We start from the raw sequence: 15,276 nt of genomic DNA, 5'->3' as shown, positions 1-15,276 counted from the left end.
GAGCACAATGATTTTTCCTATTATTGCGCAAACCGCAGATTTTGTGGTGATTGATAAGCCACAAGGAATCAGTGTACATAAAGATGAACAAGAAATAGGGTTAACCACATTGTTAGCAAAACAACTCAATGTGGAACAAGTGTGGTTAGTCCACCGTTTAGATAAAAGTACTTCAGGATTGTTATTATTTGCGTTACACAAATCTGCCGCCGCAGAATTGTCAGCCTGTTTTGCACAACATCAAGTGCAGAAAATTTATTTTGCGTTAGCACAAGAGAAACCAAAGAAAAAACAGGGATTAATTCGTGGTGATATGGTGCGAACAAGACGGGGAATGTGGAAGTTAACTCAAGAACAACAGCATCCCGCGATTACCCGTTTTTATTCTGTCAGTTGCGAGAGTAAATTACGTTTATTTGTATTAAAACCACAAACAGGTAAAACGCATCAATTACGAGTAGCAATGAAAAGTTTAGGCAGTCCAATTTTAGGTGATCCTTTGTATGGAAATAGGCAAACGACAGCACGTTGCCATTTACATTCTGCGTTATTAGCATTTCATTTTTCAGGGCAATTTTTTTGTTATACCTGTTTGCCCACAGATGGTGATTTTGATAAAGAATCGGTGAAAGTACAGATGACACAAATTATTCAGCAAGAAATTGCAGAAATTCAACAATAAAACGTGATTTTTTAAGTCGTTAGTATTATCATTATTCAACTTTTAACCCAATTTCATTCAGTTTAATTATGTTGATAGTTGTTTTTAGTTTCCGATTTTTTAGCTCTTAGATGTTAAGAGGCGATTGGTTTAACTAAATTCTTGCCAAATTAAACTGACAAGCCTCCCTCAATATGGAGGCTTTTTTTATGACAATTTTTAAGACTTATCAAGTTAGCTAAAGTTACATTTATAGAGGAAAGGTATGCAAAACCTAGAACAGATTACACAGGAAGCCTTAGCGGCAATCGCTAAAGCTCAGGACGGTAAAGCACTTGAAGCTATCCGTGTTGAGTACTTTGGTAAAAAAGGTCCTTATACCTTGTTAATGCAAGGATTAAGAGATGTTTCTGCAGAAGAACGTCCAGCAATGGGGGCTAAAATTAATGAAGCGAAACAAACTGCACAAGCAGCATTAAATGCAAGAAAAGCAGAATTAGAAGAAGCAGAGTTGAATGCCAAATTAGCGAAAGAACGGATTGATGTGAGCTTACCAGGGCGTAAGTTAGAAAATGGTGGTTTGCATCCTGTTTCATTAACCATTGAACGTGTAGTGAAATTTTTCTCTGAATTAGGTTTTGCTGTTGAAACTGGACCAGAAATCGAAACTGATCACTATAATTTTGATGCGTTAAATATTCCAGCTCATCACCCAGCACGTGCAGATCATGATACTTTCTGGTTTGATGCCGAGCGTTTATTGCGTACCCAAACCTCAGGTGTACAAATTCGTACGATGGAAAAACAACGTCCACCGATCCGCATTATTGCACCTGGTCGTGTTTATCGTAATGATTACGACCAAACCCATACTCCAATGTTCCATCAAATTGAGTTATTGTTTGTGGACAAGAAAGCAAACTTTACTGAATTAAAAGGCTTATTGCACGATTTCTTACGTAATTTCTTTGAAGAGGATTTACAAGTTCGCTTCCGTCCATCTTATTTCCCATTTACAGAGCCTTCTGCGGAAGTCGATGTGATGCGTAAAAACGGTAAATGGTTAGAAGTACTAGGTTGCGGTATGGTACATCCAAATGTGTTACGCAATGTTGGTATTGATCCAAATGAATATTCTGGATTTGCAGTAGGAATGGGTGTCGAGCGTTTAACAATGTTGCGTTACAATGTCACTGATTTGCGTGCTTTCTTTGAAAATGATCTTCGTTTCTTAAAACAATTTAACTAATTTGCAGGGGAGATAACTTAAATGAAATTCAATGAATCTTGGCTGAGAGAATGGGTTAATCCTGCGATAATAACAGAACAGTTATGTGATCAAATTACCATGCTTGGTTTAGAAGTTGATGGTGTTGAAGCGGTTGCAGGTGAATTTACTAATGTAGTAGTAGGTGAAGTTGTTGAATGTGCCCAACATCCAGATGCGGATAAATTGCGTGTTACTAAAGTTGATGTTGGCACAGGCGAATTATTAGATATTGTTTGTGGTGCACCAAATTGTCGTAAAGGTTTAAAAGTAGCTTGTGCAAAAGTAGGTGCGGTATTGCCAGGTGATTTTAAAATTAAAAAAGCAAAATTGCGTGGTCAACCATCAGAAGGGATGCTTTGTTCTTATGCTGAATTAGCAATTTCAACCGATGGTGATGGCATTATTGAATTACCAGCTGATGCACCAATTGGTATGGATTTACGCGAATATCTTAATTTAAATGATCAAGCAATTGAAATTAGCTTAACACCAAATCGTGCTGATTGCTTAAGTATTCGTGGTATTGCTCGTGAAGTGGCAGTAGTCAATAAAACAGAACTTAATCCATTACAGTTTAGCCCAGTCAACACTACAATTAGCGATAAAGTAGAAATTGAATTACTCGCGCCTGAGGCTTGTCCACGTTACTTATTGCGTGTTGTGAAAAATGTCAATGTTCAAGCTGATACACCAGTTTGGATGAAGGAGAAATTACGCCGTTGTGGTATTCGTTCAATCGATCCTGTGGTGGATATCACTAACTATATTTTGCTTGAATTAGGGCAACCAATGCACGCTTTTGATGCGGCAAAAGTAGCACAACCAGTACAAGTAAGAATGGCAAAAGCAGGCGAAACATTAGTTTTATTAGATGGTTCAACAGCTGAATTAAAAGAAAATACCTTATTAATTGCTGACCAAAATGGTCCATTAGCGATGGCAGGAATTTTTGGTGGTCAAGATAGTGGCGTAAATGAAACGACTAAAGATGTGATTTTAGAATCTGCTTTCTTTGCACCATTAGCCATTACTGGCCGTGCAAGACAGTATGGTTTACATACTGATGCGTCACATCGCTTTGAACGTGGTGTTGATTTTGAGTTACAACGCTATGCGATGGAACGTGCTACTGCATTATTACTTGAAATTTGTGGTGGTGAAGCAGGTGAAATCTGTGAAGTTGCTAGCGAAGAATTTTTACCAAAAGTAAAACCAGTTACATTACGTCGTGAAAAATTAGATAGCCTACTAGGGCACGTCATTCCAACCGAAACCGTCACCGATATTTTCCAACGTTTAGGTTTTGAGGTGAATTTTGCGAATGATGTTTGGTCAGTGATGCCAACGAGCTGGCGTTTTGATATTGAAATCGAAGAAGATTTAATTGAAGAAGTTGCTCGTATTTATGGTTATAACACCATTCCAAATAATGCACCATTAGCACATTTAATGATGCGTGAACATAAGGAATCTGATGTTTCATTAAGTCGGATTAAAACTGCGTTTGTAGAACATGATTATCAAGAAGCAATTACTTATAGCTTTGTGGATCCGAAAATCCAATCTTTATTACACCCACAACAAGATGCCTTAGTGTTGCCAAATCCAATCTCAGTAGAGATGTCTGCAATGCGAGTTTCTTTGCTCAGTGGTTTGTTAGGTGCGGTAGCGTATAACCAGAATCGCCAACAATCACGTATTCGTTTATTTGAAGCAGGCTTACGTTTTGTACCAGATAACAGTGCGGAAATTGGCGTACGTCAAGAATTTGTGCTTGGTGGTGTCATTACTGGAAATCGCTCTGCTGAACATTGGGCAATTAAATCAGAAACTGTTGATTTTTTTGATTTAAAAGGTGATTTAGAGAGTATTTTTGATCTGACTAATGCTGGAAAAAATATTAAATTTATTGCAAAATCTTATCCAGCATTACATCCAGGGCAATCTGCAGCAATTATGCTTGATGGTGAAGAGATTGGTTTTATTGGTACTGTTCACCCTCGTATCGCACAACGTCTTGATTTAAATGGAAAAGTTGTTGTATTTGAAGTGTTGTGGGATAAGATTGCTCATAAAGATGTAATTCAAGCCAAAGAAATTTCTCGTTTCCCAGCAAATCGCCGTGATTTAGCTATTATTGTCAATGAAGATGTGACAGCAGATAGTGTATTAGCCGTGTGTCGTGAAGCAGCAGGAACACAATTAACACAAATTAATTTGTTCGATGTTTATCAAGGTGCAGGTATTGCTGAAGGAACAAAAAGTTTGGCAATTAGCTTAGTGTTGCAAGATAAAGAAAAGACATTAAGTGATGAAGATATTTCAGCAGTGGTGAATGCCGTGTTGTCTGCATTGAAAGAGAAGTTAAATGCTTATTTGAGAGATTAGTCTATGACGTTAACAAAAGTAGAACTTGCTGAAAATTTAATTACTAAGTTTGACTTAAATAAAAATGATGCAAAAGCATTGGTTGAGTCATTCTTTGAAGAAATTCGTACTGCATTAGAAGCAGGCGAGGATGTTAAATTATCTGGTTTTGGTAATTTTGAATTGCGTGATAAAACACCTCGTCCAGGTCGTAATCCAAAAACAGGAGAGTATGTACCTATTACAGCACGCCGTGTTGTAGTATTTAAAGCAGGTCAGAAATTACGTGCTAGAGTAGAAAAATCTAAACCAAAAAGTTAATTAACAAAAAAGTATTCCCTGGTTTGGGAATACTTTTTTACTTTATATGTTTTACAACTAACCATGTGAGGAATCTGAGTTGAACAAAGCAATTTCTTCTTTAAAAGCAGGATTCGTTGTAACACTCATACTAGGTTTAGCGGCTTGCTCAAGTTATCAACGTAATTACCATAGCCGAATGCCAGATCCTATTTATACAATGGCTCAATTAAGTGAACAACAGCACGAATGGTATCGTACACCGTATCGTATTGGTGGTAATACTCGTAGTGGTGTAGATTGTTCGGGATTTGTGATGCGGACGTTTGCTGATCGTTTTTCAATTCAATTACCACGAACAACGACAGCACAATCTCAAGTCGGAATTAAAGTGCCTTTAGAGGATATTCAAACGGGTGATCTGGTCTTTTTCAAAACAGGAAGAGGGCCAAATGGTTATCACGTTGGCATTTATGTAAAAAATAATCAATTCCTACACGCCTCTACATCTGGAGGAGTAATTTATTCCTCGTTAAATAATCCATATTGGAGTAGAACATTCTGGCAAGTTAGGCGTTTATAGCGAATTCATCAAATATATAGAGGCCTCACATCTAGTGAGGCCTTTACTTTTTAATCTTTTACGATCTCATAACAAGGTACATACTCTTCTGCACTTGGTAATTTCATCCGATGCTGAGCAACGAAAGATTTTAATAGAATTTCCATCTGTTCTAACACCATTGGATCACCATGTAATTTGAATACCCCGTATTGTTCAACGGCATCAATCGTATCTGGTTTAATATTTCCTGCCACAATGCCTGAAAATGCACGACGTAAATTAGAAACAAGATCCATTAATGGTTGGTTGAGATGTAGATCTAATTCTGCCATTGCTTTATGCGTTGGCTCAAAAGGAGCTTGTAGCACAGGGTCAATTTTTACCGCCCAATTAAAGCTATAAGAGTCATTACGTTGATAACGTTGTTGCTTGATTAACTCCATTGCTTGTTTGGCTTTACGTGCAACCAATACAGGATCATCAATAATAATTTCATATTGTTGACGTGCTTTTTCGCCTAATACTTTTTCGACAAAACGATCTATCGCATTAAAATAATCAGCACAAGCAGCAGGTCCTGTCAGAATCAATGGGATTTCTTGTGCTTGATTATCAGGATGTAATTTTATGCCTAGCAAGAATAGAAATTCCTCAAATGTCCCTGGACCACCTGGGAAAATAAGGAAAACGTGTCCCAAACGAGTGAATGCCTCTAAGCGTTTTTCAATATCTGGCATAATGATTAATTCATTCACGATTGGATTTGGTGGTTCTGAAGCAATAATAGAAGGTTCAGTAATACCAATAAAACGACTACTTTTAAAACGTTGATTAGCATGTCCGATTGCTGCACCTTTCATAGGTGCTTCCATTACCCCAGGTCCACAACCAGTCACGATATTTAGTTCACGATATCCCAACTCTAAGCCGACTGCACGACAATATTGGTACTCGATCTCATTAATTGAGTGTCCACCCCAACAAACCACTAAGTTAGGATCTTCACCTAAAGGTAAGGCTTTAGCATTGCGTAGAATAGAGAATACTTGATTGGTAATACGTTCGCTTGGTTCTGCTTGCGGTAAATAAGCACCACGAAAACGTTCCTGATTAATTTGGGCAAAAATAATATCACGCAATACCGCAAAGAGATGATATTGGATATTACGGATAATGCGATCATCAACGAATGCACTCGATGGGGGATTATGTAACTCTAACGCAATGCCACGTTCACGAGCACAGAGATTAATTGCAAAATCGGGATATTGTCCCAGTAATTCTCGGCTATTATCAGTCACTGCCCCTGAGTTTAAAACGGCAAGTGAACAGTTGCGGTAGAGAGGGTAGAGATCACCTTCTGCCCCTTGTTTTAAACGAGCTACTTCAAGATGAGAAAGCTGATCCATACTACCTCGAGGATTAATATAATAAACGCTCATCAATTCCTCCTAAATTTATTGGCGTGCTAAACGGACGTTAGGTGGTAATGGTTCAAAATTAGAACGGAATGGATTAATATCCAGACCACCTCGCCGTGTATAACGTGCATAAACGGTTAATTTTTCAGGTTGGGCATAACGCATTATATCGCAGAAAATACGCTCTACACACTGTTCATGAAACTCATTATGTTGACGGAATGAGATTAAATAACGCAGTAATTTTTCTTGATTAATTTTACGTCCAACATAATGAATTTGCACGCTACCCCAGTCAGGTTGTTGAGTGATTAAACAGTTTGATTTTAATAGATGACTGACTAAGGTTTCTTCTGTTGGTTCGCTATTTGGTTCAATGCAATGGGCAAGCAAATCAGGATTAAATTGGTAATTATCAATTTCAATTTCTTGTTGATCAATACAGTGTCCTGCAAAGTGGGTAATGGATTGCTGTTGATAGTGATCGAGTGTATGAATAGTGACCTTGACATCACCATTTGCACATTGGCGTAAATCTTGTTCAATAGTGGCTCGAACAGTTTCAAGGCTATCAAATTTTGATTGATTAAAACTATTTAAATAGAGTTTAAAACTTTTTGACTCAATGAGATTTTCACTATGAAAATCAAGATAAACATCTGCAATTGCTACTTGAGGTACACCTTTCTGATTTAACCACGATAACTCATATAATGTCCAAATATCCGCACCTTGTGAGAAAGGCTGTTGTTGCGTAATGCCTAATTGTTCTCGATTAAGACGACGTGGTACGGCTTGTAATAAAGTTGGTTGGTAATGATCGGCATAAGCTGTTTTTTTGCCTAATGTTAAGTTATCTAAGCTTTTATCTTGATAATGTGTCATAAAATATCTCTTCTTTATTCTTGTAATTCCCAAGCAATATTTGAAACTAAACGGCAATCATCGCATTTAAAATCAAATATATTGATTGGATGATTATGTAAAAACCATTCTTGACCACAGCGAGGACAACAACGTTCAATTTCTGTTTGATAATCTTGTCCATTTACTCGATAAAGATAGTAGTAAACAGGGCGTTGTAATTGTGCTTCTAGTTGTTGGCGTAACGCATAACCTTGTTTGGCTAATGGGCTAGTTAATTCACTAATTTGTGTAAGACTTTCTGCAACTAGACAATGACCATTCATTTGTAATTGATCACAGGCTTGCCAATTTTCTTCCCACTTAATGCAATCTATGCCTAATTGAGGCTTATCATAACAAAGATGATAAAGTGGCACAGGAGCAAGTGAAGTTAATTCGCAAACAGGTGAACTACTTTTTAAGTAATTTGTATAAAGTACCAATTCTGTCGTTTTAGAGAGTGTGGAAATTGCCTCATCAGAATTTAGATCGCTAGCATAAATTTCATAATGATCAAGCGTTATCCCAAGCGATTGTAAATTGTCTAGTGTTTCAGTAACCAGCGTACTATTGTGAATGGCATTTAATGAGGTTTTCTCTGGACAATTCACATTAATGACAAATGTTAGTAAATCATCCGCAGTAAATTGATAGGTTATAGGAATTTCTCGACCAATAATTTGCCCATTATAACGCCAAGCGTCAATTAATTGATTACAATAGGCGAGTGCTTGATTAATATCGTAAGTTTGTCTTTTTTTGGTGACAAAAGTTACTTTGGTTAAAAACATGAAATATTCCTGTAAGATTCGTAAAGAGAATATACTATGCTTTTCTTGTAAGAATCTAAATCATTTTATTCAGAAAAAGAGAATTATTATGCAAAAAGTCACACTATTGGTTGATTATTTGAATGAACTACAACAAATTATGCAACAACATGAATTATGGCAATATCAACCACCATCAGATGCAGCCTTTGCCAGTCAACAACCATTTGCGGTTGATACTATGGAAGCGACAGAATGGTTGCAATGGATTTTTATTCCACGCATGTTGGCATTAGCAGAAGCGAATGCACCATTACCCACTGCGATTGCTATTTCTCCTTATTTAGAAGAAGCATTAAAAGAACACCCACATTTGCCAAAATTATTATTACCAATTCAAAAAATTGAGGTGTTATTGACTAATGGATAAGGTACAACCGTTAGAAATTTTATATCAAGATGAATTCCTTATTGCGGTCAATAAACCAGCAGGAATGTTGGTGCATCGTAGTTGGTTAGATAAGCACGAAACAGAATTTGTGATGCAAACATTACGCGATCAGATCGAGCAGTATGTTTTCCCGATTCATCGGTTAGACCGTCCAACATCAGGGGTATTATTGTTTGCATTGAGTAGTGAAGTGGCAGCTCAAGTTTGCTGGCAATTTGAAAACAAGCTGGTTGAAAAACACTATCTGGCAGTTGTGCGAGGCTACTTGACGGGGAGCGATCGAATTGATTATCCATTAAAACCTAAATTGGATAAAATTGCGGATAAATTTACTGATCCAAATAAAACAGCACAACCTGCGATTTCTGATTATCAAAGTTTGGCCACGATAGAATTACCGATTGCAGTTGGACGTTATGCAACAGCACGTTATAGCTTAGTTCGCTTAACTCCGCACACAGGACGAAAACATCAATTACGGCGACATTTAAAGCATATTTTTCATCCAATTATTGGTGATACTCAGTATGGTGATTTGCATCAAAATCGGGCGTTTGCAGAATATTTCTCGATTAATCGTTTAATGTTACATTCTGAAATTTTACGTCTATTACATCCAGTTACGCAACAAAGATTGGAAATTTTTGCTTCTTTGGATAAAAACTTCCTAAAAATCAAGAATATTTTTTGTGCAAAAGAATAACGCTTTTGCTAAGAAAAAGTGATTTTTTTGTGATAATTATTCAACTTTTTAGAAAAAGTTAGGCTTGATTGTTGCAAATTATGTTATTGTCTTGTATATCTTATTGTTGCGTCAGCTATTTAGCTTGATTATGCAGACATAATATCTCACCTTTATTTGAGGAACTACAATGAAAAAACTATTTAAATTAGGTATGGTAACTGGCTTGATGTTTACTTCTGCATCAGTTATGGCGGAAGATAAATTCGTGACGATTGGTACTGGTGGGCAAACAGGGGTTTATTATGTGGTCGGACAATCTATTTGCCAGTTGGTTAATCGCGATACAGCGAAAACACAAGTTAAATGTAATGCTCCTTCTACAGGTGGTTCAGTAGGGAATTTAAATTCTATTGCTGCTAAACAAATGGATATGGGCATTGCTCAATCTGATTGGCAATATCATGCTTATAATGGGTCGAGTTCTTTTGAGGGTAAGAAAAATGACAAATTAAGAGCGATTTTTTCTCTTCATCCTGAACCTTTTACGCTGATGGCTCGTGATGATTCAAATATTAATTCTTTTGATGATCTAAAAGGTAAGCGTGTTAATGTTGGTGATCCAGGATCAGGTACGAGAGCTACAATGAATGTTATTTTGGCGGCGAAAGGTTGGACCGATAGAGAGTTTAGAGTAGCTTCAGAGTTGAAACCAGCGGAAATGGCATCAGTAATGTGTGATAACAATCTTGATGCAATTACTTATAACGTGGGACATCCAAATGGTGCATTAAAAGAAGCGGCTGCTTCTTGTGATGCTCACTTAGTTCCAGTAACAGGTCCAGCAATTGATAAATTAGTTGCAGATAATCCATATTATGCAAAAGCAGTGATTCCAGGTGGTCTTTATAAGGGTTCAGATCAACCAGTTGATACATTCGGGGTATATGCCACATTAGTTTCTTCAACAGATGTTTCCCCTGATGTTGTTTATGAAGTGGTGAAAGCGGTATTTGATAACTTTGATCGCTTTAAACGTTTACATCCTGCATTTGCAAACTTAAAAGAATCAGAAATGATCAAAAATGCGTTATCCGCACCATTACACGAAGGTGCAGTTCGTTATTATAAAGAACGTGGCTGGATGTAATTTTATTTGATAATAAAGAAAATATTTAAGGCAGGTTTTCCTGCCTTTTTTCGGTTTTTTGGATTTTGATTTTAGGAGAGAAGAAATGACCTCAGAGATAAAGAAAAACACTGTTGATCTTGATGATCTTCAGGATATGGTCGCCTCAAATGATAGTGGTGGTCGAAATCCTTATGGTATTTCTAAGTATGTAATTATTTGGACGGCGATTACATGGTCACTGTTCCAAATTTATTATGCCTCACCATTACCATTTTGGTTACAAGAGGCGATTAAAGGTTTAGGACTACATCTTAATGTCGTTGTTGATGATACTAAAGCACGATCAATTCATTTGGCATTTGCCATTTTCTTGGCTTATTTATCTTATCCAGCATTTAAACGTTCTCCAAAACAGCATATTCCAGTAATTGATTGGATTTTTGCAGTAGTTGGTGCAGTACTTTGTTTATACCCAATCATTTTTTACAATGAATTAGTTACCCGTTTTGGAGCGCCAAATTTACAAGATATTATTGTGGGTATCATTGGTATCTTATTATTACTAGAAGGTACAAGGCGTAGTTTAGGCTTACCATTAGTCGTGATTGCGATTGTGTTTTTGCTTTATAACTATTTTGGACAATTCTTCCCCAGCAGCTGGTTAGTAAGCCATCGTACAGGAACGTTATCACATATTATCAATCAACAATGGGTAACCACTGAAGGGGTATTCGGCGTTGCATTAGGTGTATCAACCAAATATGTATTCTTATTTGTATTGTTTGGTGCATTATTGGATAAAGCAGGTGCGGGTAATTACTTTATTAAAACAGCCTTTGCATATTTAGGACATTTGCGTGGTGGCCCAGCAAAAGCTGCTGTGGTGGCATCTGGTTTAACAGGCTTAATTTCTGGTTCATCAATTGCTAATGTGGTAACAACAGGTACCTTTACTATTCCAATGATGAAACGAGTTGGGTTCTCAGCAGAAAAAGCAGGTGCAGTTGAAGTTGCGTCTTCAGTAAATGGGCAAATTATGCCGCCTGTAATGGGAGCTGCAGCATTTTTAATGATCGAGTATATCAATATGCCGTATAACGAATTGATTACTCACGCCTTTTTACCAGCGATTATCTCTTATATTGCCTTAGTCTATATTGTGCATTTAGAGGCTTGTAAGTTGAATTTACAAGGTTTACCTCGTCAAGATGTTGCTAAACCATGGGTTGTAACAGTGTTACGCACACTTTCAACGTTTATCATTATCTGTGCATTATATTTTGTTGTTGAGTTCGGATTAGGATGGTTAAAAGTAGTGACGCCTGATTTTGCCTTTATTATTGTTTGTGTGTTACTTGCGATTATTTATGTGTTATTGCTATATCGTGTTTCTACTTTCCCTGATCTAGAAATTGATAACCCAAACCAAGAAGTGGTGGTATTACCGAAAGCAAAACCAACTGTGAATGCAGGATTGCATTTCTTATTACCAGTGATGATTTTGATTTGGTGCTTAATGGTAGAGCGTTTATCTCCAGGATTATCTGCATTCTGGGGAACTATGGCATTAACTGTTATTTTATTAACACAACGTCCATTATTAGCCTATTTCCGCAAACAAGGTCATTTTGTAGAATATTTCAAACAAGGTTGGCAAGAATTAGTCAACGGTTTGGAAACTGGTGCAAGAAATATGATCGGTATTGGGATTGCGACAGCAACTGCAGGGATCATTGTTGGGGTAGTTGCATTAACTGGGTTTGGCATACAGTTATCAGGTATTATCGAATTATTATCAATGGGTAATCTCTTATTAATGCTAATCCTTGTGGCTGGTTTTAGTTTAATTTTAGGGATGGGCTTGCCAACGACAGCAAACTATATTGTTGTGTCTTCATTAATGGCTGGTGTTATCGTTGAAGTTGGGCGCCAAAATGGCTTAATCGTACCATTAATTGCTGTGCATTTATTTGTATTCTATTTTGGTATTATGGCAGATGTAACTCCACCAGTAGGATTAGCCTCTTTTGCAGCGGCTGCGGTTTCTGGTGGTAATCCAATTAAAACGGGTATGGTAGCATTCTTCTATAGTATGCGTACTGCGTTATTACCCTTCTTATTTATTTTTAACACAGACCTCTTACTGTTGAATGTGAATTTCTTCCATGCAGTCTTAGTCTTTTTTGTCGCAATAATAGCGATGTTTGCCTTTACGGCAGCCACAATGGGCTGGTTTATGACCAAAAATAAATGGTGGGAAACTATCGTTTTATTATTAGTTGCCTTTATGCTATTTAGACCAGGCTTCTTTATGGAATATGTTTCACCAAGTCAACGTCATATCCAACCAGATCATTTAGTAGAACAAGTGGCACATTCGCCAGTTGGTGAGCCATTAATGTTAAAAGTATCTGGTATTAACCCTTATGGTAAACCAATAGAATTCTATGCAGAATTGAAAGTACCAGCAGGTGAAACAGGAGAAGAACGTTTGCAAAAAATGGGCTTAACCTTATTAGCGACAGGCGAAAAAGTGGAAGTTGATGGTGAGGAAATTAACAAGATTATCATTGATAATGTCGAAATTGATTCGCCAGCAGCGAAAGCAAATCTAAATTGGGATCAAGTTATTCTAGATGTTTCTATTCCAATGAAAGGATCATTGAATAAAGAGTGGATGTTTATTCCAGCACTATTGATTTTAGCTGGATTAATTTGGAATCAACGTCGCCGAGCCAGAAAAGAGGGGAAATAAAAGATGGCGTTATTTAATAAAATCTTAATTGCGGTCGATTTAAGTTATTTAGAGGGAGCGAAAAAGGCGGTAAAAACCGCCTTAGCAATGACGGAAGGTAATCCTGATGCGGTATTGCGTGTTGTCAGTATTATTCCACCATTAGAAAATAGCTTTGTTTCTTCTTTATTGCCACGTAATTTTGACAAAGATGTATTAGCTGAAGCACATAAACGCCTACATGCTTTTACTGAAGAAAATTTCCCGAAAGAGTGCAAAGTGCAACATATTGTGGCACACGGTACTGTGTATGAGGAAATTAATACTTTGGCACAAGAGAAGAATGTCGATTTGATTATTATGATGGCAACTAAACCAGGCAAACCTGGTTTAAGTTCTAATACCGTCAAAGTAGCACGTTTTAGTGAAAAACCAATTCTGATTTTGCGTTAATTTATAAATAACATCAAAAAGGCTTAACAAAAAAATGTTAAGCCTTTGTTTTTAATAGAATATTAATCTCTTTCATACCGCAAACGTAGCGACACAGAATCCGCATAACGTAAAGCAAAAGGTTTTGCGATTTCTACTTCTGCCCATTCTACTGCTTCAGGTTCTGCTACAATTTCTAACACTTCACGCACCATTCTTTCTAACAACGCAAATTCGTGGGTTTCGACATATTGAATCACTTTTTTGGTGATAGTGCGGTAATTGAGCGCATCTTCAACATTATCGCTAAGACTGGCTTTTTCGCAGTTATAACCAAGTTGAATTTGCAACACGACATCTTGTTTATTATTAATTTCTTCTTCTTTAATTCCAATAAACGTGCGTAAGCGTAAATCACTAATCGTAATCGTGGCTGAATTAATAATTGGCATAACAACTCCTTCTTAGATAGGTTTTTTGTTATTATAGCCCAGATTAAAAATGAGATTGAATAGGAAATCGTATGGAAAACCCGAGTGCCAAGCAAAATATCAAAAATGTGATGATTGTGTTGGCTTGTTTAGTGATTATCTTAGCTGGAATTAAATCTGCTGTTGAAATTGTCGTGCCTTTTCTTTTAGCCCTTTTTCTTGCCATTATTTGTACACCATTAATTAATTTCTTAGTGAAACTGAAAGTACCGTTATGGCTCGCAGTAATTGCCTTATTAGGTTTAATTGTGATTACGCTTACGTCATTTGCAGGTTTAGTCGGTAATGCGATAAATGAGTTTTCTGCTTCGATTCCTACCTATAAACAATTATTAGCACAACGGATTGCGAGTTTAGCTCCGATTATGGAACGCTTTGATCTTTATCGTTTTATTCCAACCAATATTGTGCAAGAACATCTTGATCCAAATATTATTATGGGCTTAATTCGGCGTTTATTAGCGAGTATTTCCGGCGTAATTACCAATGGATTTCTGTTGTTGTTGATTGTGGTATTTATGCTGTTTGAAGCACAAAGTATGAAACAAAAGTTAGCAATATTTTTTGCTGATAAACAAGAACGTAAAGAGTTAGAAAATATCCAACGTGTGTTAAGTAGTGTGATTAGCTATTTAGCAATTAAAACCTTTGTCAGTTTAGTGACGGGGATTTTAGTGTGGGCAGCATTAGTGATGTTAGATGTTCAATATGCGGTGTTATGGGGAACGGTTGCTTTTTTGCTTAACTATATTCCTAATATCGGTTCTGTCCTAGCAGCGATTCCAGTCATTGTTCAAGCCTTAATTTTAAATGGTTATAGTGATGGCTTATTTGTCGCAATAGCCTTTTTAGTCATCAATATGGTAATGGGCAACATTATTGAACCACGTATGATGGGCAGAACACTTGGATTATCTACATTAGTGGTTTTTATCTCCTTAATTTTCTGGGGCTGGTTATTAGGTTCAGTCGGAATGTTGCTCTCGGTGCCTCTCACAATGGCTGTTAAAATCGCTTTAGAATCCAGCGAAAAAACCAAAAAATATGCTGATTTATTGGGAGAAGGGAAGTGATGTAGGTTGGGTTATATACCC

General features: G+C 36.9%; 15 protein-coding genes. 11 read left to right on the top strand and 4 right to left on the bottom strand.

Going from position 1 to position 15,276, the window contains the following annotated elements; genetic code table 11:
* The first annotated feature begins 7 nt into the window (after positions 1–7).
* The 5 genes from ACFFHT_RS10210 to ACFFHT_RS10190 all read left to right on the top strand — a co-directional run bounded on the left by ACFFHT_RS10210 (position 8) and on the right by ACFFHT_RS10190 (position 5,181).
* The gene (locus ACFFHT_RS10210) at positions 8–682 is read left to right on the top strand and encodes a TIGR01621 family pseudouridine synthase (protein ID WP_382375902.1); all 675 of its coding nucleotides are present in this window, start codon (positions 8–10) and stop codon (positions 680–682) included.
* A gap of 244 nt (positions 683–926) precedes the next feature.
* Positions 927–1,910, top strand: a complete 984-nt coding sequence (gene pheS / locus ACFFHT_RS10205; RefSeq protein WP_382375900.1) for a phenylalanine--tRNA ligase subunit alpha — start codon at positions 927–929, stop codon at positions 1,908–1,910.
* A 21-nt stretch (positions 1,911–1,931) separates the two neighbouring features.
* Complete coding sequence (gene pheT, locus ACFFHT_RS10200) at positions 1,932–4,319, top strand: phenylalanine--tRNA ligase subunit beta (RefSeq protein ID WP_382375898.1); 2,388 nt, start codon at positions 1,932–1,934, stop codon at positions 4,317–4,319.
* 3 nt (positions 4,320–4,322) lie between these two features.
* The gene (locus tag ACFFHT_RS10195; protein WP_382375896.1) at positions 4,323–4,619 is read left to right on the top strand and encodes an integration host factor subunit alpha; all 297 of its coding nucleotides are present in this window, start codon (positions 4,323–4,325) and stop codon (positions 4,617–4,619) included.
* A gap of 127 nt (positions 4,620–4,746) precedes the next feature.
* Entirely contained in the window at positions 4,747–5,181 is a 435-nt protein-coding gene (locus tag ACFFHT_RS10190; RefSeq protein WP_382376136.1) for a C40 family peptidase, read from the top strand.
* Positions 5,182–5,231: 50 nt separating this feature from the next.
* On the opposite strand, the gene ppnN is transcribed toward ACFFHT_RS10190, so the two are convergent.
* From ppnN to ACFFHT_RS10175, 3 genes are read right to left on the bottom strand one after another with little or no spacing between them, the layout of a single operon-like run.
* Positions 5,232–6,605 carry a nucleotide 5'-monophosphate nucleosidase PpnN gene (ppnN, locus tag ACFFHT_RS10185; protein ID WP_382375894.1) on the bottom strand — a complete coding sequence of 458 codons (1,374 nt, stop codon included), beginning with the start codon at positions 6,603–6,605 and terminating at the stop codon, positions 5,232–5,234.
* 15 nt (positions 6,606–6,620) lie between these two features.
* On the bottom strand, positions 6,621–7,469 hold the full coding sequence (queF, locus tag ACFFHT_RS10180; RefSeq protein ID WP_382375892.1) for an NADPH-dependent 7-cyano-7-deazaguanine reductase QueF: 849 nt from the start codon (positions 7,467–7,469) through the stop codon (positions 6,621–6,623).
* Between the two features lie 14 nt (positions 7,470–7,483).
* The gene (locus ACFFHT_RS10175; RefSeq protein WP_382375890.1) at positions 7,484–8,281 is read right to left on the bottom strand and encodes a DUF2310 family Zn-ribbon-containing protein; all 798 of its coding nucleotides are present in this window, start codon (positions 8,279–8,281) and stop codon (positions 7,484–7,486) included.
* Between the two features lie 88 nt (positions 8,282–8,369).
* On the opposite strand from ACFFHT_RS10175, the gene ACFFHT_RS10170 reads away from it, so the two are divergent.
* The 5 genes from ACFFHT_RS10170 (at position 8,370) to ACFFHT_RS10150 (ending at position 13,712) form a co-directional block, all read left to right on the top strand.
* On the top strand, positions 8,370–8,690 hold the full coding sequence (locus ACFFHT_RS10170) for a YqcC family protein (RefSeq protein WP_382375888.1): 321 nt from the start codon (positions 8,370–8,372) through the stop codon (positions 8,688–8,690).
* Positions 8,683–9,414: a tRNA pseudouridine(65) synthase TruC gene (truC, locus tag ACFFHT_RS10165; protein WP_382375886.1), complete on the top strand. Its 732-nt coding sequence runs from the start codon at positions 8,683–8,685 to the stop codon at positions 9,412–9,414. The genes ACFFHT_RS10170 and truC overlap by 8 nt, the downstream gene beginning before the upstream one ends.
* Before the next feature lie 169 nt (positions 9,415–9,583).
* The gene (locus tag ACFFHT_RS10160; RefSeq protein WP_382375885.1) at positions 9,584–10,543 is read left to right on the top strand and encodes a TAXI family TRAP transporter solute-binding subunit; all 960 of its coding nucleotides are present in this window, start codon (positions 9,584–9,586) and stop codon (positions 10,541–10,543) included.
* An 85-nt stretch (positions 10,544–10,628) separates the two neighbouring features.
* Positions 10,629–13,280: a TRAP transporter permease gene (locus ACFFHT_RS10155; RefSeq protein ID WP_382375883.1), complete on the top strand. Its 2,652-nt coding sequence runs from the start codon at positions 10,629–10,631 to the stop codon at positions 13,278–13,280.
* A 3-nt stretch (positions 13,281–13,283) separates the two neighbouring features.
* Entirely contained in the window at positions 13,284–13,712 is a 429-nt protein-coding gene (locus ACFFHT_RS10150; RefSeq protein ID WP_382375881.1) for a universal stress protein, read from the top strand.
* 62 nt (positions 13,713–13,774) lie between these two features.
* Here ACFFHT_RS10150 and folX read toward each other — a convergent pair whose 3' ends face one another.
* Positions 13,775–14,143, bottom strand: coding sequence for a dihydroneopterin triphosphate 2'-epimerase (gene folX / locus ACFFHT_RS10145; protein WP_382375880.1), 369 nt, complete (start codon positions 14,141–14,143; stop codon positions 13,775–13,777).
* A gap of 71 nt (positions 14,144–14,214) precedes the next feature.
* On the opposite strand from folX, the gene ACFFHT_RS10140 reads away from it, so the two are divergent.
* Positions 14,215–15,255, top strand: a complete 1,041-nt coding sequence (locus ACFFHT_RS10140; RefSeq protein ID WP_382375878.1) for an AI-2E family transporter — start codon at positions 14,215–14,217, stop codon at positions 15,253–15,255.
* Positions 15,256–15,276: the final 21 nt, after the last annotated feature.

Source organism: Gallibacterium melopsittaci, assembly GCF_042433085.1.
GTDB classification, from domain to species: domain Bacteria; phylum Pseudomonadota; class Gammaproteobacteria; order Enterobacterales; family Pasteurellaceae; genus Gallibacterium; species Gallibacterium melopsittaci.
The sequence above is the reverse complement of the archived record's forward strand: the minus strand, read 5'-3'. Positions and strand labels throughout refer to the sequence as shown.